This window comes from uncultured Sphingomonas sp., from assembly GCF_913776855.1.
Lineage (GTDB): Bacteria > Pseudomonadota > Alphaproteobacteria > Sphingomonadales > Sphingomonadaceae > Sphingomonas.
On record NZ_CAJYQD010000039.1, the window covers coordinates 41,418 to 62,768 of the forward strand.

The 21,351-nt window shown below is 67.8% G+C and carries 18 protein-coding genes and 1 tRNA gene; 9 read left to right on the forward strand and 10 right to left on the reverse strand.

The window, feature by feature from the left end; genetic code table 11:
* The first annotated feature begins 44 nt into the window (after window positions 1–44).
* The 6 genes from QZ755_RS11990 to QZ755_RS12015 all read left to right on the forward strand — a co-directional run bounded on the left by QZ755_RS11990 (window position 45) and on the right by QZ755_RS12015 (window position 6,432).
* Window positions 45–905, forward strand: coding sequence for a GNAT family N-acetyltransferase (locus QZ755_RS11990; protein WP_294323114.1), 861 nt, complete (start codon window positions 45–47; stop codon window positions 903–905).
* The gene (locus tag QZ755_RS11995; RefSeq protein WP_294323116.1) at window positions 905–2,365 is read left to right on the forward strand and encodes an NAD-dependent succinate-semialdehyde dehydrogenase; all 1,461 of its coding nucleotides are present in this window, start codon (window positions 905–907) and stop codon (window positions 2,363–2,365) included. Before QZ755_RS11990 ends, QZ755_RS11995 begins: the two co-directional genes overlap by 1 nt.
* Before the next feature lie 19 nt (window positions 2,366–2,384).
* Complete coding sequence (locus tag QZ755_RS12000) at window positions 2,385–3,461, forward strand: tartrate dehydrogenase (RefSeq protein ID WP_294323118.1); 1,077 nt, start codon at window positions 2,385–2,387, stop codon at window positions 3,459–3,461.
* Between the two features lie 141 nt (window positions 3,462–3,602).
* Window positions 3,603–4,982 carry an aminotransferase class III-fold pyridoxal phosphate-dependent enzyme gene (locus tag QZ755_RS12005; protein WP_294323120.1) on the forward strand — a complete coding sequence of 460 codons (1,380 nt, stop codon included), beginning with the start codon at window positions 3,603–3,605 and terminating at the stop codon, window positions 4,980–4,982.
* 26 nt (window positions 4,983–5,008) lie between these two features.
* Window positions 5,009–5,506 carry an Lrp/AsnC family transcriptional regulator gene (locus QZ755_RS12010; protein ID WP_294323122.1) on the forward strand — a complete coding sequence of 166 codons (498 nt, stop codon included), beginning with the start codon at window positions 5,009–5,011 and terminating at the stop codon, window positions 5,504–5,506.
* A complete protein-coding gene (locus QZ755_RS12015) occupies window positions 5,503–6,432 on the forward strand; it encodes a glyoxylate/hydroxypyruvate reductase A (protein WP_294323124.1) in 930 nt (309 codons plus the stop codon). Before QZ755_RS12010 ends, QZ755_RS12015 begins: the two co-directional genes overlap by 4 nt.
* Window positions 6,433–6,480: 48 nt before the next feature.
* Here QZ755_RS12015 and QZ755_RS12020 read toward each other — a convergent pair whose 3' ends face one another.
* The 9 genes from QZ755_RS12020 to QZ755_RS12060 all read right to left on the reverse strand — a co-directional run bounded on the left by QZ755_RS12020 (window position 6,481) and on the right by QZ755_RS12060 (window position 17,861).
* Window positions 6,481–7,224, reverse strand: a complete 744-nt coding sequence (locus QZ755_RS12020; protein ID WP_294323126.1) for a DUF4198 domain-containing protein — start codon at window positions 7,222–7,224, stop codon at window positions 6,481–6,483.
* A gap of 52 nt (window positions 7,225–7,276) precedes the next feature.
* Entirely contained in the window at window positions 7,277–9,526 is a 2,250-nt protein-coding gene (locus QZ755_RS12025) for a TonB-dependent receptor (RefSeq protein WP_294323128.1), read from the reverse strand.
* A 249-nt stretch (window positions 9,527–9,775) separates the two neighbouring features.
* Window positions 9,776–11,554: an ABC transporter ATP-binding protein gene (locus QZ755_RS12030; RefSeq protein WP_294323130.1), complete on the reverse strand. Its 1,779-nt coding sequence runs from the start codon at window positions 11,552–11,554 to the stop codon at window positions 9,776–9,778.
* Window positions 11,551–12,378: an ABC transporter permease gene (locus QZ755_RS12035; protein ID WP_294323133.1), complete on the reverse strand. Its 828-nt coding sequence runs from the start codon at window positions 12,376–12,378 to the stop codon at window positions 11,551–11,553. The genes QZ755_RS12030 and QZ755_RS12035 overlap by 4 nt, the downstream gene beginning before the upstream one ends.
* The gene (locus QZ755_RS12040; RefSeq protein ID WP_294323135.1) at window positions 12,375–13,355 is read right to left on the reverse strand and encodes an ABC transporter permease; all 981 of its coding nucleotides are present in this window, start codon (window positions 13,353–13,355) and stop codon (window positions 12,375–12,377) included. The genes QZ755_RS12035 and QZ755_RS12040 overlap by 4 nt, the downstream gene beginning before the upstream one ends.
* The gene (locus QZ755_RS12045) at window positions 13,352–14,890 is read right to left on the reverse strand and encodes an ABC transporter substrate-binding protein (protein WP_294323137.1); all 1,539 of its coding nucleotides are present in this window, start codon (window positions 14,888–14,890) and stop codon (window positions 13,352–13,354) included. The genes QZ755_RS12040 and QZ755_RS12045 overlap by 4 nt, the downstream gene beginning before the upstream one ends.
* 161 nt (window positions 14,891–15,051) lie before the next feature.
* Window positions 15,052–16,329, reverse strand: coding sequence for an FAD-binding oxidoreductase (locus QZ755_RS12050; RefSeq protein ID WP_294323139.1), 1,278 nt, complete (start codon window positions 16,327–16,329; stop codon window positions 15,052–15,054).
* 168 nt (window positions 16,330–16,497) lie between these two features.
* Window positions 16,498–16,574: transfer RNA gene (locus QZ755_RS12055), tRNA-Asp, on the reverse strand.
* A 21-nt stretch (window positions 16,575–16,595) separates the two neighbouring features.
* Window positions 16,596–17,861 carry an AI-2E family transporter gene (locus QZ755_RS12060; RefSeq protein ID WP_294323141.1) on the reverse strand — a complete coding sequence of 422 codons (1,266 nt, stop codon included), beginning with the start codon at window positions 17,859–17,861 and terminating at the stop codon, window positions 16,596–16,598.
* A gap of 126 nt (window positions 17,862–17,987) precedes the next feature.
* Between QZ755_RS12060 and QZ755_RS12065 the strand changes: the two genes are divergently transcribed.
* Genes QZ755_RS12065 through QZ755_RS12075 form a run of 3 tightly spaced genes read left to right on the forward strand, consistent with a single transcriptional unit; the run spans window position 17,988 to window position 21,015 of the window.
* Window positions 17,988–19,157 carry an 8-amino-7-oxononanoate synthase gene (locus QZ755_RS12065; RefSeq protein WP_294323144.1) on the forward strand — a complete coding sequence of 390 codons (1,170 nt, stop codon included), beginning with the start codon at window positions 17,988–17,990 and terminating at the stop codon, window positions 19,155–19,157.
* Window positions 19,154–19,777, forward strand: coding sequence for a dethiobiotin synthase (gene bioD / locus QZ755_RS12070; protein ID WP_294323146.1), 624 nt, complete (start codon window positions 19,154–19,156; stop codon window positions 19,775–19,777). The genes QZ755_RS12065 and bioD overlap by 4 nt, the downstream gene beginning before the upstream one ends.
* Window positions 19,774–21,015, forward strand: coding sequence for an adenosylmethionine--8-amino-7-oxononanoate transaminase (locus QZ755_RS12075; RefSeq protein ID WP_294323148.1), 1,242 nt, complete (start codon window positions 19,774–19,776; stop codon window positions 21,013–21,015). Before bioD ends, QZ755_RS12075 begins: the two co-directional genes overlap by 4 nt.
* Here the strand turns inward: QZ755_RS12075 and QZ755_RS12080 are convergent, their stop codons facing one another.
* Window positions 21,016–21,309: a plasmid stabilization protein gene (locus tag QZ755_RS12080; protein ID WP_294323150.1), complete on the reverse strand. Its 294-nt coding sequence runs from the start codon at window positions 21,307–21,309 to the stop codon at window positions 21,016–21,018.
* Window positions 21,310–21,351 lie beyond the last annotated feature (42 nt).

The following is a 21,351-nucleotide window of genomic DNA, read 5'->3' on the forward strand; positions in this document are numbered from 1 at the left end:
CCGCCAGCCGGCGCACCGATGCACTGGCTGGAAAGGATGGCATAGTGGCGACAGCGCCGGAGATACGCCTCGACCTGCGACCGATGACGGCGGACGACCTGCCCGCCGCGCAAGCGCTGTCAAAGGGTGAACGCTGGCCGCACCGGGTCGAGGACTGGCAGATGATGCTGTCGGTCGGTGAGGGTGCGGTGGTCGAGGCGGACGGCGCGATCGTCGGCACGATCATGTGGTTCCCGACCGGTAACGACACCGCGACGATCGGCATGGTCATCGTATCCCCCGACCAGCGCGGCCGGGGGATCGGCCGGATGCTGATGGACCACGCGATCGAGGCGGTCGATTGCGGGCGGCTGCTGCTGAACGGAACGGCGGTCGCGGTACCGATGTACCGCACGCTGGGGTTCGAAGAGGTCGGCCGCATCGCCCAGCATCAGGGCACGTCGTTCCAGATACCGCTGGCAGCGCCCGAACCGGGCGAGCGACTGCGCCCGATCGGCGACAGCGACTATGTCCGCATCCAGGCGATGGTGGAGGACGGTACCGGCCTGCCGCGCAAGGCGACGATGAACGCCGTGCTGGACGCGGCGCAGGTCGTGGTCCTCGACCGCGACGGCGATCTGGTCGGGGTCGCGTGCTTCCGGCGGTTCGGACGGGGCTATTCGATCGGGCCGGTCATCGCGCCCTCGCTACGGGAGGCGAAGTTGCTGATTTCGCACTGGTTGGGTTCGCGCGCGGGCGATTTCACCCGCATCGACGTGCTGGCCGATAGCGGCCTGTCGCCATGGCTGGACGAGTTGGGGCTGTTGCAGGTCGACGGTGTGGTGACGATGCGGCGCGGCGATCCCCTGCCCCGGCCGGTCGGCGTCGCCCGGCCCTTCGCCATTCTCAGCCAGGCGCTCGGCTGATGGGCGCGATCACCGAAACGCCGCTGTTCGTCGACGCGATGCTGGTCGACGGCGCGTGGGTCGCCGCCGATAGCGGTGCGACGATCGAGGTCACCGATCCCGCGACCGGCGAGACCATCGGTACCGTGCCCGATGCCGGGACGACCGACACCGAACGCGCCATCGCGGCGGCCGACCGCGCGCTGCCGGCGTGGAAGGCGCGGACCGCGGGCGATCGCGCTGCGATCCTCGAACGCTGGTACGCGCTGATCCTCGACAACATCGATGACCTCGCGCGGATAATGACGACCGAGCAGGGCAAGCCGCTGGCCGAGGCCGCCGGCGAAATCCGATACGCCGCAAGCTTCGTGAAATGGTTCGCCGAGGAAGGCCGCCGGATACGCGGCCACGACATTCCGTCGCCGTCGCCCGACCGCCGCATCCTGGCGCTGCGCGAACCGGTCGGTGTGTGCGCGGCGATCACGCCGTGGAATTTCCCGGCGGCGATGATTACCCGCAAATGCGCGCCCGCGCTGGCGGCGGGGTGTACCGTCGTGGTCAAGCCATCCGACCTGACCCCCTATACCGCGCTGGCGCTGTGCAAGCTGGCAGTCGATGCGGGTATCCCGGCGGGCGTCATCAATATCGTGACGGGTATGCCGCAGGCGATCGGCGCCGCGCTGACCAGCAGTCCGATCGTGCGCAAGCTGTCCTTCACCGGATCGACGCGGGTCGGATCGCTGCTGATGCAGCAGTCGGCGGATACGCTGAAGCGGTTGAGCCTCGAACTGGGCGGCAACGCGCCGTTCATCGTGTTCGACGATGCCGACATCGACATGGCGGTGGCGGGCGCCATCGCCAGCAAGTTCCGCAACGCCGGGCAGACCTGCGTCTGCGCCAATCGCATCTTCGTGCAGGACGGCATCCATGACGCCTTCGTCGCGAAGCTGGGCGACGCGGTGCGGGCGATGAAGGTTGGCGACGGGCGCGATGCGGCGACGACGATCGGCCCGCTCATCAACGCGGCAGCGACCGAGAAGGTCGCGGCACACCTCGACGACGCCTTAGCGCGGGGCGCGGTCACCGCGGCACAGGGGCAGGCGTTCGGCGATCCCGCGCGATTCTCGACGCCCGTCCTGCTGACCGGGGCGCAGGCGACCATGCGGCTGGCGACCGAAGAGACGTTCGGCCCGCTCGCCCCCGTTTTCCGCTTCACCCATGAGGCGGAGGCGATCGAACAGGCCAATGCGACCCCGTTCGGCCTGGCCAGCTATTTCTACACCGACGACCTGCACCGAGCGTGGCGCGTGGCGGAGGCGCTGGAATTCGGCATGGTCGGGTTGAACACCGGCCTGCTCGCGATGGAAATGGCGCCGTTCGGCGGGGTGAAGGCGTCGGGCCTCGGCCGTGAAGGCGGCGTCGAGGGGATCGACGAATATCTGGAAACCAAGGCGTTCCATTGGGGCGGCCTGAAGCTGTAGCGAAGGACGGAAGAGACAGATGAACGGTTCGCGCAGCTACCGCGTGGCGGTGATTCCGGGCGACGGGATCGGCAAGGAAGTGGTCCCGGCGGGCGTCCGCGCGCTGGAGGCCGCTGCCGCGCGCCACGGCTTTTCGGTGGAGCAGCAATGGCATGATTTCGCCAGCTGCGACTATTATGCCCGGTACGGCACGATGATGCCCGATGACTGGAAGGAACGGATCGGCGCGGTCGATGCGATCTTCTTCGGCGCGGTCGGATGGCCCGACACGGTGCCCGACCATGTGTCGCTCTGGGGATCGCTGATCCAGTTCCGGCGCGAGTACGACCAATATGTCAATCTGCGTCCGGCGCGGCTGATGCCGGGCGTCCCCTGCCCGCTGGCCGGGCGCGGGCCGGGCGACATCGACATGATGATCGTGCGGGAAAATACCGAGGGCGAATATTCGGCGGTCGGCGGCATCAGCTTTCCCGGTACGGCGCGAGAGATCGTGCATCAGGAAACCGTGATGACCCGCCACGGCGTCGACCGCATCCTGCGCTATGCCTATGAACTCGCGCAATCGCGGCCGAAGAAGCACCTGACCTCGGCCACCAAGTCGAACGGGATCGCCATCACCATGCCGTGGTGGGACGGCCGGGTCGAGGAAATGGCAAAGGCCTATCCCGACGTTCGCACCGACAAATATCATATCGACATCCTTGCGGCGCAGTTCGTGATGAACCCCGACCGGTTCGACGTGGTGGTCGCCAGCAACCTGTTCGGCGACATCCTGTCCGACCTTGGCCCGGCCTGTACCGGTACGATCGGCGTCGCGCCGTGCGGCAACATCAATCCCGACCGGTCGGTGCCCTCGGCCTTCGAACCGGTCCACGGTTCCGCTCCCGACATTGCCGGACAGGGCGTGGCGAACCCGGTCGGACAGATATGGACCGCCGCGATGATGCTCGACCATTTCGGCGAGCATGACGCCGCCGCGACCATCGTGGGTGCGATCGAACGCGTCCTGTCCAGCCCCGCCGGGCGCACCCGCGACCTGGGCGGACGCGCCTCGACCGAGGAATGCGCCAAGGCGATCGCCGCTGAAATCGGCTGATCCATACCACGGCAGGAAATGCCGCGCCGCCGGTCAATTCGGCAGCGCGGCGTTTCCGCCGGCGGGATTTCGACAACCGCCAAGCCCATGCGCAGCCTAGCTTTCCAGGGTCCCGACTGGAACGCCCGAAAGGCTGGAAGCATGAAGAACGAACTGCTGATCGCGATGGACCGCGACCATCTGGTCCATCCGGTAACCGCGTGGCGCGCGCATGAGGCGAAGGGCGCGACCGTGCTGGAAAGCGGCAAGGGGCTGTTCCTGACCGATCGCGACGGGCGACAGCTGCTCGACGCCTTTGCCGGGCTGTGGTGCGTCAATATCGGCTATGGGCAGGAAAGCGTGGTCGAGGCCGCCGCCGCGCAGATGCGCCGCCTGCCCTATGCCACCGGCTATTTCGGCTATACCAGCGAACCGACCATCCGCCTCGCCGACCAGCTTGCCGGCCTGTCGCCCGACGGACTGAGCCGCGTGTTCTTCACGCTGGGCGGGTCGGATGCGGTGGATTCGGCGATCCGCTTCATCACCCATTACTGGAACGCCCGCGGCGAGCCGAAGCGCAAGCACATGATCGCGCTGGACAAGGGCTATCACGGGTCGTCGTCGACCTCCGCCGGCCTCACCGGCCTGCCCGCCTTTCACCGTCAGTTCGACCTGCCGCTCCGGTGGCAGCATCATATTCCGGCGCCCTATGCCTATCGCGACCCGCAAGGGCGCAGCGGCGACGCGCTGGTCGCCGCGTCGGTCGCGCAGCTGCGTGCGAAGGTCGAGGAACTGGGCGTCGAGAATGTCGCCGCCTTCTTCGCCGAACCGGTGCAGGGATCGGGCGGCGTCATCGTGCCGCCGGTCGGCTGGCTGAAGGCGATGGAGCGTACCTGCCGCGAACTGGGCATCCTGTTCGTCGTCGATGAAGTCATCACCGGCTTCGGGCGCACCGGCCCGCTGTTCGCCTGCGAGCATGAGGGCGTGACCCCTGACCTGATGAGCGTCGCCAAGGGGCTGACCGCCGGCTATGCGCCGATGGGCGCGCTGCTGATGGCGGAGCATGTCCATGCGGTCATCGCCGACGGCCCCGACAACCATTTGCCGATCGGCCACGGCCTGACCTATTCCGGCCACCCGGTCAGCGCGGCCGTCGCGCTGGAGGTGCTGCGGCTGTATCTCGACGGCGGCATCCTCGCCAACGGACAGGTGCAGGGGCCGAGACTTGCCGCGCGGCTGGACGGGCTGACCAGGCATCCGCTGGTCGGCGAGGTGCGGTACAAGGGGATGCTGGCCGCGATCGAGCTGGTTGCGGACAAGGGGACGAAGGCACGGTTCGATGCCTCGCTGGGCCTTGCCGACCGGCTAAGCGCCGCCGGATACGAACGCGGCATCATCTTCCGCGCGTTCGCCGATGGCACCATCGGCCTGGCGCCCGCTCTGACCGCGACCGAGGAAGAGGTCCATGCGATCGTCGACCGGTTGACCGCTGCGCTGGACGATGTGCTTGACCAGCCGGAGATCCGTGCGGCACTGCGATAGGCCGGGGAATAAATGGGGGTGGACCGATGAGCCTTGGACCGAAACTGGACCGGCTGGACTTCAAGATCCTGGCCCGGCTCCAGGAAAATGGCCGGATGACCAATGTCGATCTGGCCGATGCCGTCGGCCTGTCGCCCAGCCCGTGCCTGTCGCGGGTCAAGCGGCTGGAAAAGCACGGCTATATTTCGGGCTATGGCGCGACGATCAACCTTGCGAAGCTCGGCAGCACGCTGACGGTCTTTACCGAAGTGACGCTCAGCGACCATCGCACCGGCGACTTCAGCCGCTTCGAACAGCGCGCGCGCACCGTGCCGGAAATCGTCGAGGCACATCTGGTGTCGGGCGGCTATGATTACATGCTGAAATTCGTGACCCGCAGCGTCGCCCATTATCAGGAAGTCATCGAAAGCATGTTGGAACGCGACTTCGGCATCGAAAAATATTTCAGCTACATCGTCATCAAGTCGGCGGTGATCCGACGCAACCCGCCGATCGACCTGCTGTTCGACGGGCGCACCGAATGAACGCGCTGCTCTACACCGCCGCCCCGGCGCGCGGACAGGTCTGGGCCGGGATGATCGGTCAGGCCATTCCCGAACTGGCGGTGCGGTTGTCGCCCGATCAGGGTGATCCGGCGGACGTGCGCTATCTGGCGGCATGGACGCTGCCGGCGGGATTGATCGAGACTTTGCCCAATCTGGAGGTGCTGTTCTCGATCGGAGCGGGCGTCGATCAACTCGACCTGTCGCAGGTGCCGTCGCACGTCACGGTCGTGCGGCTGGTCGAACCCAATCTTGCCGCGGCGATGGCGGAATATGTGGTGATGACGGTGCTGGCGCTGCACCGCGACCTCTATGCCTATGCCGACCAGCAGCGCGAGCGGGTATGGCGTGCCTTGCCGCAGGTGCCGGCGGGCGAGCGGAGGGTCGGGATCGCCGGGCTGGGCCAGATGGGGTCGGCGGCGCTCGACGCACTGCGCCCGTTCGGGTTTCAGCTGTCGGGCTGGAGCCGCTCGCCGCGCGACGTGCCGGGCGTGAACTGCTTCCATGGCGACGACGGCTTGCGGGAATTTGCAGCGCAGGCCGACATCCTCGTCAACCTCCTGCCGCTGACGCCCGAGACGCGCGGCATTCTGGGCCAGCCGCTGTTCGCGCACATGCCCGAAGGTGCGGCGATCGTCAGTGCGGGGCGTGGCGGGCATCTCGACCCGGTGGCACTGGTTGCGGCGCTGGATAGCGGGCGGCTGTCGCGCGCGATCCTCGACGTGACGCCCATCGAACCGCTCCCGACGGACGATCCGCTCTGGTCGCATCCGCGTGTCGTGCTGACGCCGCATGTCGCCGCCGCGACCGATACCGAAGGGTCGGGCAAGGCGTTGATCGCGAACCTCAAGCGGCATTTGGGCGGCGAGCCGATGGTCGGCGTGGTGGCGCGCGACCGGGGGTATTGACGGCCCCCGCATCCCCCGCCGGTCGCGGGGAATGCGGGTCCGAACCCCTTACTCTTCCGGCGCGTGCGGCAGGGTGAAGGCGAGCGTCGCGGTGTGTTCGTAGCGGTCGAACTTCGCCGGCTGGTCGCTCGGCTGGGTAAGAACCGCGCGGATGACGTTCAGACCCTGATTGCGCACCGGCAGCGTGACCGTCCCGTCCGCCCGCGTGACTTGCGGCTTCGCATCGGGGTCGTTCACCATGTCGTTCACGACCTCCGCCCCCGCGACCGGCTTGCCGCGAAAGGTGATCCGATAGGTGAGCGGCTGGCCGAGCGTCGCCGGGATCGCCCCGACCGGCACGATCTGCAGCAGCTGCGCCGGGATCAGCGGCACCTGCCCTACGCCGGGGCCCTGGATCGTCACGGCATATTTGATCGTCGTCTCGGCGAATTTCGCGCCGGGCACCTCGTCCTTGCCTTTCTTCACGAATTCGCCATCGGGCAGCTTGGACCAGGTACCGTTGGGCAGTACCGCGCTCACCAGCGCCGGCTTCGCATCGGTGTCGACCACGACCACGGGGCCATCGGTGCGCAGCCGCGCGGCAACGGGCTTCAGCGCGGCATCCCATGCCTGGATGCTTTCCATCATCGGCTGGCGCTTCACCGCCTCCAGATCGTCGGCGCCGACGCCGTAGATGATCGCGAGCTGCTTGGCGCGCTGCGCAAACCAGATGCCATGTGCATCGGCGAGCGCGGGAACCAGCACCGCACCGCCCAGCACCAGCGCGGCCATCGTCGAACGAAGCCTGCTCATATCGTCTCTCCTGCAAAGAAAACGGGCGGCCATCCGGCCGCCCGCGGGGGATTCAGAACCGGAAGGTACCGCGCACCGACCAGCTGCGCGGTGCGCCGGGGAAAGTCCACAGTTGCGCATAGGAGCTGGGGAACCACGTTTCGTTGAACAGGTTGCTGACCTCCGCCGACAGCGACAGGTTCGTCGCCAGGTCGACCGACCCGAACAGCCGGACCAGCGCATAGTCGGGCAGCATATAGGCCGTACCGGTTTCCCCCAGCCGCTTGTCGACGAACTTGATGTCGCCGCCCAGCGTCAGCACCTTTTCGCCGAAGGTGAAGTCCTGCGCTGCCAGTACCGAAATGCTGTTGCGCGGGATGTTGATGAGCGGATCGCCCGCGCGGATGCTGCGCCCGAAATCGGGGTCCAACGCGTCCTCGGCAATCTCCGCATCGACATAGGCATAGGACACGGTGACGCGCGGGCCGCGCGGAATGCGGGCGTTCAGGTCGATTTCGAACCCCTTGCTCTTCGCCTTGCCGACGTCGAGCGAGAAGCCGGCATTGACCGGATCGACCGTCAGCACGTTCGTCTTGTCCATGCGGAAGAAGGCGACGGTGCCCGACAGCGTATCGTCGATCACGTCGAACTTCATCCCCGCTTCGTACGACGTCGTGGCTTCCGGGCGGAAGGCTTCGTTGCGGACGTTGACGCCGGTGTTGGCGCGGAAGCCCTGTGCATAGCTGCCGTACACCGTCAGCTGTTCGGTCGCCTTCACGCTGATCCCGGCCGACGGGCTGAACTTGGTGAAGTCCTGCCGGGTCTGGATGCCGTTCAGCCGGTTGTCGACCGTCTGGCGATAATCGTCGTAGCGGATGCCAGCCTGGAGCGAGAGCCAGTCGGTCAGCTCGATCCGGTCGCGCAGATAGACGCCCGCCGCCTTCGCGACTTCGGTGCGGCTCTGGAACGCGCCGAGACGCACCTGCGCTAGTTCCTGCGCCGTGAAATAGACCGGGTTGGTCAGGCTGATGGCGTTGGTCGCGATCAGTGTGGCGCGCGACGGATTGCCCGAGGCGAATTCCGCACGCTGCGCGGCCGTCAGATTGCCGGGGCGGAAGCGATTGGTGACGATATCGAGCTTGAACCATTCATAGTCCGCGCCGACCAGCAGGTTATGCTTGATCCCGCCGGTCATCAGGCTGCCCGACAGCTCGACGCGGGGGATGAAATCCTTGCCGACGAAATCGCGATAAACGCGCCGCCGCGAGGTGAACGCCCCCGCGATCGCACCGTTGACGAACAGCGGGTTGCGCCCGGCGCCGAATTCGGGGTCCTCGCCATAACCAGTCAGTTCGGTGTAGCGATAGGCGACGCCCAGCAGCGCGCGCCAGTTCTCGCCCAGCTTGTACTGCACCTGCAACTGCGGGCCGAGATTCAAGGCCCGGTTCGGCCCATCGGCCGGTTCGCCCAGGAAGCGCGAACGCGGCAATGCCTTCGGATTGCCGCCCAGCGCGATCACCCCGCGATCGAACGGCACCTTCTGCCGGCTATATTCGAACTCCAGGTTCGCGGTCAGGTCACCGGTCTGGAGCAGCAGGCTGGGCGTGATCGCGTGTTTCGACGTTTCGATCGTGTCGCGGTAGCTGTTGCCCTGTTCATAGGCGCCGGTCACCCGCAGCGCGAAGATTTCGTTGACCGGCAGGTTGTAGTCGAGTTCGCCGCGATAGGTTTCGAACCGCCCGACGCTGCCCATCACATAGCCGCCTGCCTGATCGAGCGTCGGCTTCTTGGTCACGATGTTCACCGTGCCGCCCGGTTCCCCCCGGCCGAACAGCGCGGAGGTGGGGCCGCGCAGGATTTCGATCGCCTGCACGCTGGAGGTATCGCGCGGGCCGCCATAGCCGCGCGCGCCGCTGAAGCCGTTGACGAGGAAGCCCGAGGGCGTGTTCGGGTCACCGACGAACCCGCGAATGGCGAAGGAGTCGAACAGGCCGCCGAACGCGTTCTGCCGCGCGACGCTGGCCGACAGGTCGAGCGCGGCGTCGAGCCGGGTGATGTTGAGCTGTTGCAGCGTATCAACCGACAGGACCTGCGTCGCCTGCGGCAATTGCTTCAGGGTTGTGTTACCGCGAAACGCCTGCAGCGTCCCGGTCACAAGGATTTCGGAGCCGGTATCGTCCTGCGTCACGTCATCGACCGGCGCTTCGGTCGGCGCGACCGCGACGGGCGGCGTGTCGGTCGGTTCGTTGGCATAGGCAGGTGCCGCGCCGGCAAGCCACGCCGCGCCAGCGAGCATCAGGTATCGGGTCGAACGCTTCGCCATGGAAAGATCCCCTTCAAAGTTGCCGCGTCGGTTGGCCCCTGCAGTTACCGGACACGTCTTTCGCGTGTCTCCGTGCGCCTCCGCTGCGATCGATTATGAGAATCGACACGTGGCATTTGCATCCGTGTGCGTGGGAGCGATCGTCGGTTTATGTCGAATCAGTGACGATCAGCGCACGATCTGCTTACGGTGTCGGACGGCGTTGGGAACCAAATTGCAGCACCGGCGTACTTGCCGGTTGCGCAGGCGTCAGCGGACCAGCTCGTCCTCGCCACGATGGCACAATATGCGGTTGCCATTGGACAGGGTGCGCAGCGGCGGCAGGTCGCGATCGCACCGTCCGGCGATCGCCACCGGGCAGCGCGGCAGGAACCGGCAGAGCGCCGGGCTTTCCGAAAGCTGCGCGAACGGTGGCGCCTGTCGCGGTGCATCGTTCGCCAGCCAGTCGGCACGCATTTCGGGCACCGACGCGATCAGCAGGTCGGTATAGGGATGGTACGGCCGCGCCGTATAGCTGGCCGATGGGCCGCTTTCGACCCGCGTGCCCTTGTACAGCACGACGATATCGTCGCACAGCGCCTGGACCGTCGCGATGTCGTGGCTGATGAACAGATAGGCGAGGCCCAGTTCGCGGCGCAGTTCGGCCAGCAGGTCGAGGATCGCGCCGCGCACCACCGTGTCGAGCGCCGAGGTCACTTCGTCGCACAGGATTACGTCCGGATCGGCGGCGAGCGCGCGGGCGAGATTGACCCGCTGCTTCTGCCCGCCCGACAGTTCGTCGCAACGCCGATCGATCGCTGCGGCGGGCAGCTTGGTCAGGTCCAGCAACCGCTGCACCCGCTTGCGCGCATCCGCGCCGCTGGCACCGTGATAGAAGCGGATCACCCGGCCGAGAATATCGCCGACGCTGTGCGCGGGGTTGAGCGCGGTGTCGGCGTTCTGGAACACGATCTGGATGCGGCGCAGTTCGTCGCGGCTGCGCTGCGCCAGATCGGGCGCGAGCGGTGTCCCGTCCAGCACGATCCGGCCGGCGCCGGGTGCCAGCAGTCCGGCCACGACGCGGGCGACGGTCGACTTGCCCGATCCCGATTCACCGATCACGCCCACCGCCCCGCCGCGCGGGATGGCGATCGACACGTCGGACAGCACCGGATTGGCCGCGCCATAGCCGGCCGAGACTCCTTCGATCGACAGCAGCGGCTGCGGATCGGTGGCCGGGACCGCGTGCGCACCGGCGATCACCGGATGGGCCGCCGCCATCAGCGTTCGCGTGTAATCGTCCGCTGGGGCGGCGAGCAGCGGCGCGGCGCGGTTCTGTTCGCGCACCCGCCCGCCGTTCAGCACCAGGATATGGTCGGCCATCTGCGCGACGACCGCCAGATCGTGCGAGACATAGATGCCGGTCGCCCGCTCCTGCCGGAACACGCGGCGAAATGCCTGCAACACCTCCACCTGCGTCGTCACGTCGAGCGCGGTGGTCGGTTCGTCGAAGATCACCAGGTCGGGCTTGGTGATGAGCGCCATCGCCGCCATCAGCCGCTGCAACTGCCCACCCGACAATTCATGCGGATAGCGTTCGCCGATCGTCTCCGGCGTGGGCAGCGCCAGCGCGCGGAACAGCATGACCGCCCGACCGCGCGCGCGCGCGCGGTCGGCGGTGCCGTGGATCAGCGCGGGTTCGATCACCTGCTCGATGATCCGGCGGGACGGATTGAACGCCGCCGCCGCGCTTTGCGCGACATAGGTGATGCGGTGGCCACGCTGTGCCGGCAACGACGCCGCTCCGCTGCCATCAAGGCTGGCATCGCCGACCCGGATCGTGCCCCCCAGCACCGCCCCGCCACGGGCATAACCCATCAGCGACAGCGCGATGGTGGTCTTGCCCGACCCGGATTCGCCGATCAGCGCCAGCACCTCACCCCGCGGCACTGCGAAGGATACGTCATCGACGATCCGTAGCAGCGACCCGTCGGCGCGGCGTACGGTGACGGTAAGGCCCGACACCTCGACATGGGGAACGTCGTTCATTTGCCCCGCCCGCGCGTTGCCGCGTCGATCAACAGGTTGACGCTGACCGTCAGGCTGGCGATCGCCACCGACGGCACGACGATCGCCAGCGCCCCCTCGCCCAGCCCGGTCACATTCTCGCGCACCAGCGACCCCAGATCGGCGTCGGGTGGCTGGAGGCCCAGCCCCAGGAAGCTGAGGCCGGACAGCAGCAGCACGATGAAGACGAAGCGCAGCCCGATATCGGCAAGCAACGGGCGCACCATGTTCGGAAAGATTTCCGCCAGCGCGAGGTGCAGACGTCCTTCGCCGCGCGCCCGCGCGACCTCGACATAATCCAGCCGGGCGAGGTTCACCGCCAGCGCGCGGGCGATGCGGAAATTGCCGGGGATATAGGTGAAGGCGACGATCAGCGTCAGCAGCACCAGCGACGATCCGAACACCGCCACCAGCACGAGCGCAAGGATCTTCGACGGGATCGAGATCAGCGTGTCCATGGTACGCGCGAGCAGTTCGTCGGCCCAGCGCGGCGCGACCGCCGCGGTCAGCGCGAGGCCGGTGCCGATGGTGCAGGCGATCGCCGCCGCCGCCGCCGCCAGCAGCACGGTGAAGCGCGCCCCGTCCAGCAATCGGCTCAGCACGTCACGCCCCAGATAGTCGGTGCCGAGCCAGAAATCGCGCCTGGCCCCGGCAAATACCTCCCGCGCGACGAACGCACCCTTGGGATAGGGGGCGATCCACGGGCCGACCAGCGCGATCACGATCCAGAACAGCACGACCGCCAGCCCGACCCGTCCGGTCGCCGACAGCGCGCGCGCCCGGCGCCACAGTCCGCCGCCGATCATCCGTGGCGCAATCGCGGATTGGCGAGGATCGCGACGACATCGGCGACCAGCATCAGCAGCAGATAGGTGGCGCAGAAGATCATCGCGCACGCCTGTAACAGCGGCATGTCGCGCGAGGTGACGGCATTGACCATCAGGCTGGCAAGTCCCGGATAGTTGAAGATGGTTTCGACGATGATCGCCCCGCCCAGCAGATAGGACAGGCTGAGCGCCATCGCGTTGACGATCGGTCCGATCGCATTGGGCAGGACATGGACGAAGATCAGCCGGAGCGGCCGCACGCCCTTCAGCCGCGCCATTTCGACATAGGGCCGGTCGAGTTCGGCGATGACCGCCGCGCGGATCATGCGTGCCATCTGTGCGATGACGACCACCGCCAGCGACAGCACGGGCAGCGCATAGCTGCGCAGGAACTCGCCCCAGCCTTGATCGGCGCGGACCAGCGTGATCGACGGCAACCAGCGCAGTTCGACCGCGAAGACCAGCACCGCGATGGTCGCGACCAGGAATTCGGGGAGCGCGACCATGGCCAGCGTCACGAAATTGAGCGCGGTATCGAGCCGCCGCCCGCGCGCCACCGCGCTCGCCATGCCGATGGCAAAGGCGACCGGCACCGCGAGCAGCGCGGTCAGCCAGGCTAGCGTCAGGGTGTTAGGCAGCCGTTCGGCGATGATGTCGCCGACCGGCTGGTGCGCCACCAGCGACTGGCCCGGATCGCCGACCAGCAGGCCGCCCAGCCACTGGGCGTAGCGAACCGGCGCCGGCCGATCGAGACCCATCTCGCTGCGCAGCGCATCGACCTGTGCCTGGGTTGCCCCCTGCCCCAGCGCCTCCTGCGCGGCGTCGCCCGGCAACATCGCGCTGAGCGTGAAGATCACCGCCGACACGAGCAGCAACGTGACCAGTGCCATGCCGCTTCGCTTCGCGATCAGGCGCAGCGGCACGGCCCAGCCCGACCGGGTGGCAGCCGCGCTCATGCGTCCCACCACACATATTCGGCAAAGGCATAGCCCATCAGGCCGCCCAGCGGGATCGGGTTCATCCCCTTCAACCGGCGGTCGATCCCGTCGAGCAGCGTGATGAACGCCGGAATGGCCAGACTGCCATGGCGATTGATGATCGTCTGCATGTCACCGTACAGCATCTTGCGCCGCGCCGGATCGACGGTTGCCCGCGCTTCGGCAAGCAAGCGGTCGAACGGCATACTGCGCCACCCCGCCTCGTTCATCGGCGAATTGGACGCGAACGACAGGCTGAAGGTCAGGTCGGCGGTCGGGCGCGGGTTGATGTTGCCGAAGGTCAGCGGATGCTTCATCCAGTGGGTCGACCAGTATCCGTCGCTCGGCACGCGATTGATCGCAAGGTTCAACCCGACCTGCGCGGCATGTTCCTGCAGGATCGATCCCATATCGACCGACTGGTTGGCGGCGGGCGAGACATAGACCGGCAGCCGCGCACCGACCAGCCCGGCCTTGCGGAGATGGAACCGCGCGCGGTCGAGGTCGAAGTGCCGCTGCGGCATGTTCGGATTGAACATCGGGTGGAAGGGCGGCAGCGGCTGGTCGTTGGCGATCGTCGCGAAGCCGCGGAACAGCGCGCGCTTGATGAGTTCGCGGTCGAACAGATGCTTCATCGCAAGGATGAAATCGGCCCCGGCGGTGATCGGATTGTCCCGCCGCATCACAAGGTCGGTATAGAGGCCCGACGGCGTTTCGACGACATCGTGGCTGCCCGACTGGCGCACGCGCCTGACCGATCCGGGACTTACCGCGATCACCGCATGGACGTCGCCTGACAGCAGCGCATTGACCCGCGAAATCTCGTCGGGGATCGCGATCAGCTCGATCCGGTCGAGATAGGGCCGACCCGGCTTCCAGTAATTCGGATTGCGCTGCACGATCGTCCGGATACCCGGCTGGAACGCCGACAGCGTATAGGGGCCGGTGCCGTTGGCGGTCGCGAAGCTGCGCGCATCGGCATCGACGATCAGGAAATGCGACTGCGCCAGGATCGCGGGCAGTTCCGGGTTGGGCCCGGTCAGCCGCAGATGCACGTCGAGTGGCCCGGTGGCGCGCGCGCCCTGGATCTGTTCGGCGATGGTCGCGACCTTCGATCCCGTTGCCGGGTCCTTGTGCCGCAACAGCGAATGCACCACGTCGCGCGCGGTAAGCGTCTTTCCGTTGTGAAAGGTGACGCCGCGCCGCAGGCGGATATACCAGTCGATATTGTCGCGGGTCTCGATCCGTTCGGCCAGCGCCATGCGGGCGCGGAGCTTGCCATCGAACTGGGTCAGCCCGCTGTAGAGCATATAATGCCGGATATAATCGGTCGACAGCCCGCCCTTGGCCGGGTCGAGCGTGTCGGCGGTCGAGCTGGCAAGGCTGGCGACGCGGATCGATCCGCCGCGCCGGGGCGTGGGCGGAACCGCCGCGTCGAGACCGGCCGGCAGCAGCCCGGCCGCCATCCCGCCCAGCAGCGCGCGCCGCGACAGGTCGAACGTCGCGTCGTTCATCGCGCCTGTCCTCCCGATCCTGTGCCGCACCGCGCCATGCCGATCCCCTGTCCTGACGATCCCAGAATAGGCGAAGCGCGGGTCAGCCCATGCCGAATTTGCCGCCCCGACGCACTTCGCGCCAATACCGTGCGGCATCGCCCGGCACAAAATGCCGCGCTTCAGCCGCGCATATCCTTCCACTTGTAATAGGCGCCGACCAGCGGCAGGAACCATGGCTTGCCGAAATGGCCGGGGATCGCCGGCCATGGCAGGTCGGCCAGCGGGTTCGTATCCGCCTCCCCCAGCAGCGCGCGTGCCATGCGTTCGCCCATCGCCACCGACATCTGCGTGCCATGGCCGCTATAGCCGGTCGCATAATGGATGCCGTCGCGCACCCCGGCGCGCGGCAGCCGGTCGGCGGTCATGTCGACGATCCCGCCCCAGGTATAGGCTACCGGCACGTCCCTTGCCGCTGGCAGCAGCCGGGCGAGCGCCTCGACCAGCACCGCGCCGCTCTTGGCATCGCTGCTGGGCGACGACAGCGCAAAGCGGGCACGGCCGCCGAAGATCAGGCGATTATCGGCGGTCAGGCGGAAATAATTGCCGATATTGCGCATGGTCGTGACGTTGCGCCGCCCCGGCATGACCCGTTGGACCATATCGGCGTCCATCGGCGCCGTCGCGACGATGAAGCTGCCGATCGGCACGATCCGCCGCCGCAGCCAGCCGAACGGGCCGTCCATCGATGCGCCGGTCGCCAGCAACACCTCGTCCGCCTCGATCGTGCCAAGCGGGGTCGTCACCCGCTTCCCCCCCGCCCGGCCCGGTGCGATCGCCGTCACCCGTGCCCCTTCGACGATCCGCGCCCCATGGCGTGCCGCCGCTTCGGCCAGCCCGACGACGAAGCGCCCGACATGGAGCGAGGCACTGCGCGGAAAAATCAGCCCGCCATAGGCATCGGGCGAGCGGATCTCGGCGGCCAGCGCGTCGCCCGTCACATGGGCGATATCGGGTTCGACGGTCTTGGCGAGATAGTCGGCCAGCGGCGCCAGCTTGGCGGCATGTTCGGGCTTGTCCGCCAGCTTCAGCTTCCCGTTGCGCACGAAGTCGCAATCGAACCCCTCTTCGCCGACGATCGCCTCCACCCGATCGACCCCTTCGTCGAACACGCGGTAGAGCGCGACGGCCGCGTCATGCCCGATCCGTTCGGACAGGGCGCGCAGGTCGCCGGCAAGGCCGTTGTTACACTGGCCACCGTTGCGGCCCGATGCCTCGCCCCCGATCCGCCCGCTCTCCAGCACGACGACATCGGCACCTTCCATCGCCAGCTTTCGCGCAGCGGCAAGGCCGGTCAGGCCGCCGCCGATCACCACGACCGATGCGCGCGTCGGGAACGGCGCGTCGCTTGCCCCGGAAAAACGCGGGCTGGTTTCCAGCCAATAGGATGCGAGTTTCATAATCCTGCCTTCGCGACCGCTGATTCCGCCCTGCCTAGCATGGGCCGAACGGCAGGATGTGGCGGAACGTCGCGAACGCAACATCGCGAACGCAAACGACCGAGGATCGCGCGGCAGGATATGCTGTCATTCAGGAAGAGCGCTGGGGCGGCATCGAATGATGCGCCATGGCGCGAGTGACGGGGCTCGAACCCGCGACCTCCGGCGTGACAGGCCGGCGCTCTAACCAACTGAGCTACACCCGCTCTCTAGCGAGGAGGCGGCCTTTACGAAGCCGCGCCGGGGCTGTCAACGCCGCTATTCGCATTTCCTGCATTTCGTTGCGCTGGCGGCACGTCCTGGACCAGCGTACCGTGTTCGAACAGGAAGCCGGCGATGTCCGGCTTGCCCGCACCCTTCAGCACCGTCTGGATGATGATGAGCAGCGGCACGGCCAGCAATGCCCCCGGCGTACCCCAGACCCAGCCCCAGAAGCTGAGCGTAATCAGGATCATCAGCGGGTTGATGGTCAGGCGGTGGCCTACCACCAGCGGCGTGATGACGTTCGCTTCCACCAGATGCGCGCCGATCATGATCGCGGCGGGCAGCAATGCCCACCAGATGTCGGTAAAGGTCATCAGCCCGCCCAGCGCCAGCAGCAGCGCGGCAAAGATCGGCCCCAGATACGGGACATAGTTGAGCAGCGCGACGATCCCGCCCCACATCAGCGGCGTCGGCATCCCGATATACCACAGCGCGCCTGCGACGATGACGCCCAGCATCAGGTTGATGAGGGTGATGGTGCCGAGATAGGCCGAGGTATCGTCGACGACGTTCTGGATCACCCGCGCGGTCGCCATCGCCCCGCCGAAGCTGCTCCGACCGGTGATCGCCGCGCGGCGCAGATTGGTCCAGCCGGCCAGGAAGAAATAGATGACGAGGATCGCGAAGAACATCTCCAGCAGCGCCGACGGCGCGGAGGTCGTCACCAGATCGAGCAGCGACTGCGGCGGCGCGACGCTGCTGGCGGTCTGCTTGGCCGGCGCGGTCGCGACATTGGCGATCAGGCCGTTCACGAACTTTTCGAGGCTGGCATAGAAATCGATCAGCGGCGCGACATTGTGCTGCACGCGGTCGATGCGGTCGGGCAGGATCTGTGCCCAGCCCCATGCCGGCACCACGATCGACGCCAACGCCCCATTGGCGACCAGCAGGAACAGCAGGACACAGAAGAATGCGGCGAGCGGCGCCGGAACGCGGTTACGCTCCTGCCATTCCAGCAACGGGACCAGCGCGATGGCAATGACGATCGCGGCGGTCAGCGGCAGGAAGAAGCGCGCGCCCGCCTGCAACGCGAACGGCAGCGCCAGCACCAGCCCGACACCCGCGATCAGCGTCAGCGCCGCCAGCAACCGGTCGCGGCGCAGTTCCTCGGTCGGGGCATCGACCACCGCCTCGACCGGATCGGATGGCGGCGTGGCGGCCGTACCGGTCGCCCCCGCGCGATCGACCGGCGGGTGGGAAGCGATCGAGTCGGGTGCGGAATCTGCCATAAACCTTGTCTAATCCCCTGTGGCGGTCCGCGCCATCGGCGGCGTAACGCACGGGCGGCGGGATTTGCGCCATCGCGGGCCGCCGGATATGGGCGTCGCCCGGCATGGCGCCGGTGGACTGGAGCGATGACGGACGACCAACGGGCGCCTGCCCCCCTGCCCCCTGCTCCCCTGCCCCCTGCCCTGACACCGATCATCGAAGACCTCGACCGGCTGTCGGGCATCGATCGGCGGCGGCGGCTGATCCCGATTGCCGGGCGCGACTTTTCCTCGAACGACTATCTGGGGCTGGCCGGGTCGCCGGACCTGCGGCACGCGGTCGAGGATGCCGTGGCGCGCGGCGTGCCCGTGGGATCGGGCGGGTCGCGGCTGTTGCGGGGCAATCATGCGGAACATGCGGCGCTGGAGGCGGAGGCCGCCGTGTTCTTCGGCAGCGAAAGTGCCCTGTGGTTCGGCAGCGGTTTTTCCGCCAATGCCGCGCTGCTGGCGACCCTGCCCCAGCGCGGCGACCTGCTCGTCCACGACACGCTGATCCCTGCCCGCGCGCCTGCCGGGAAGCGGATGGCGCGCGCGCCATCGGTCGCGGCAGGGCATAACGATCCGGATGCGATCGAGGACGCGATCCGCGACTGGCGGCGGCAGGGCGGCACGGGCAGCCCGTGGATCGCGGTCGAGAGCCTGTACAGCATGGACGGCGACCAAGCCCCGCTGTCGGCACTGGCAGCGGTCGCCACGCGCCACGACGCGATGCTGCTGATCGACGAGGCCCATGCGACCGGCGTGTTCGGTCCCGATGGCCGCGGCCTTGCCGCCGCGTTGGAGGGCCAGTCGAATGTCGTCACCCTGCGCACCTGCGGCAAGGCGCTGGGCAGCGAGGGGGCGTTGGTTTGCGGGCCGGCAGTGGTCACCGATTTCTTGGTGAACCGCGCGCGCGGGTTCATATTCTCGACCGCCCCATCCCCTGTGATGGCGGCGGCGGTACGCGCCGGGCTGCGTATCCTGCGCGATGAGCCGGAGCGGCGGGCACGACTGGTTGAGTTGGTCAGGCTGGCGGCCGAGCGGCTGGGACCGCTGGGCGCAAGGGTCAGCGGGTCGCAGATCCTGCCACTGATCGTCGGAGAGGACGGCCGGGCCATGGCGCTGGCATCGGCGCTCCAGGCGCGCGGGTTCGACGTGCGCGGCATCCGCCCGCCGACCGTCCCCGCCGGGACCGCGCGGCTGCGTATCTCACTGACGCTCAATATCGACGCGGGCGACATCGCCGCGCTGGGCGATGCCATGGAGGAACTGGCATGACCGTGATCGTCGTCACCGGCACCGACACCGATGTCGGCAAGACCGTGTTCGCCGCGGCGCTGACCGGTGCGCTCGGCGCATCCTATTGGAAGCCGGTGCAGGCTGGGACCGACGACGGCACCGACCGACAGCGGGTCGCGCGGCTGGCGGGGATCGCACCCGACCGCATCCTGCCCGAAGCCTATTCCCTCGCCACCCCCTGTTCCCCGCACCGGGCGGCGGCGATCGACGGGGTGACGATCGATCTCGACCGGCTCGTGTTGCCGCAGGTCACCGGACCGATCGTGGTCGAGGGCGCCGGCGGCGTGCTGGTGCCGATCGTCGGGACCACGACCTTTGCCGACCTGTTCACCCGCTGGGGCCAGCCGGTAGTGCTGGTCGCGCGGACCGCGCTCGGCACGATCAACCACAGCCTGTTGTCGATCGAGGCACTGCGCGCGCGCGGGGTGCCGATCCGGGGGGTGGCGTTCATCGGCGACGCGGTGCCCGACAGCGAGGATACGATCGTCCGGCTGGGTGGAGTCCGGCGGCTGGGGCGCCTGCCCTTCGTTCGGCACCTGACGCCCGATACGCTCGCCCGTGCCTTTGCCGACGGATTCGACGTGGAGGATTTTCGATGAGCGCGGTGTGGCATCCCTTTACCCAGCATGGCCTGCGCGAACCCATCCCCCGGATCGTCCGCGGCGATGGCGCGGCGCTGTGGAGCGACGACGGGCGGCGGATCATCGATGCGATATCGTCCTGGTGGGTCACGACGCACGGCCACAACCATCCGCGGATCGCCGCCGCGATCGCCGAACAGGCGCGGACGCTCGACCAGATCATCTTTGCGGGGCACACCCATGCCCCGGCCGAGACGCTGGCGGCGGAACTGTGCGCGATGCTGCCCGACGCGCTGACCCGCGTGTTCTTTTCCGACTCCGGATCGACCAGCGTCGAGGTCGCGCTGAAGATGGCGCTCGGCTATTGGCGCAATCGGGGTGCGGCGCGGCACCGCATCCTCGTGCTGGAGCATGGCTATCACGGCGACACGATCGGCGCGATGTCGGTCGGCGCACGCGGCGTGTTCAACCAGGCATACGCCCCGCTGCTGTTCGATGTGGGATCGATCCCGTTCCCCGATCCCGGCTGCGAACAGGCGAGCTATGACGCGCTGGAAGCGGCGTGTCGCACGGGCGCGGCGGCGTTCATCGTCGAACCGCTGGTACTGGGCGCAGGCGGGATGCGCATGTACCCGCCCGCCGTGCTGGCCGAGATGCAACGCATCTGTCGCGCGCACGATGTCCTGTTCATCGCCGACGAGGTGATGACCGCCTGGGGCCGCACCGGCACGCTGACCGCCTGCGAGCAGGCCGGGGTGGTGCCGGACATCATGTGCCTGTCGAAAGGGCTGACCGGTGGCGCCATCCCGCTGGCGGTGACGATGGCGAGCGAGGCCGTGTATCAGGCGCATTACGGGCCGGACCGGGCCACGATGTTCTTTCATTCGTCGAGTTACACCGCCAACCCGATCGCGTGTGCCGCCGCCAACGCCAATCTCGCGATCTGGCGCGAGGAACCCGTGGCAGGGCGGATCGCGTCGCTCGGCGAACGGCAGGGGCGCCGGCTGGCGGCGCTGGCGCAGCATCCGCGCGTGTCGGGCGCGCGCCGGCTGGGAACGATCGCGGCGTTCGAACTGGACGGCGACGAAGGGTACCTGTCCGACCGCGCCCCGCGCTTGATGGCCCGGTTCCGCGAAGCCGGGGTCCTGCTGCGGCCGCTGGGGACGACACTGTACGTCATGCCGCCCTATTGCATCGACGACGACGATCTGGACGCGATCTATGCAGCGATTGGCGAGGCGTGCGACGCGCGATGATCAGGACGCGGCGTTCCGGCGCCGCGTTTCCCAACCCTTGCGCGCGGCTGCCGACCGATCGGCGGCGGGGCGCTGCGCCGCCGCCTTGCCGCCGCGACGGGCCGAGGCGTGGGTATCCGGCTTGCCGCGTCCCGAGCCCGACTTGTTGCCGCCGCCCGAATCCTTGTTGACCGTCGCCCACGCGCGGGCCTCCGCCTCCTGCTCGGGCACGCCGCGTTCCTCATAGCTCTCGGCGATGTGCGCGGCCTTGCGCTTCTGCTTGTCGGTATAGCTGCTCTTGTCACCACGCGGCATATCAGTCCTCCATCAGTCTAACAATCAAAGGGTTAGACCAGT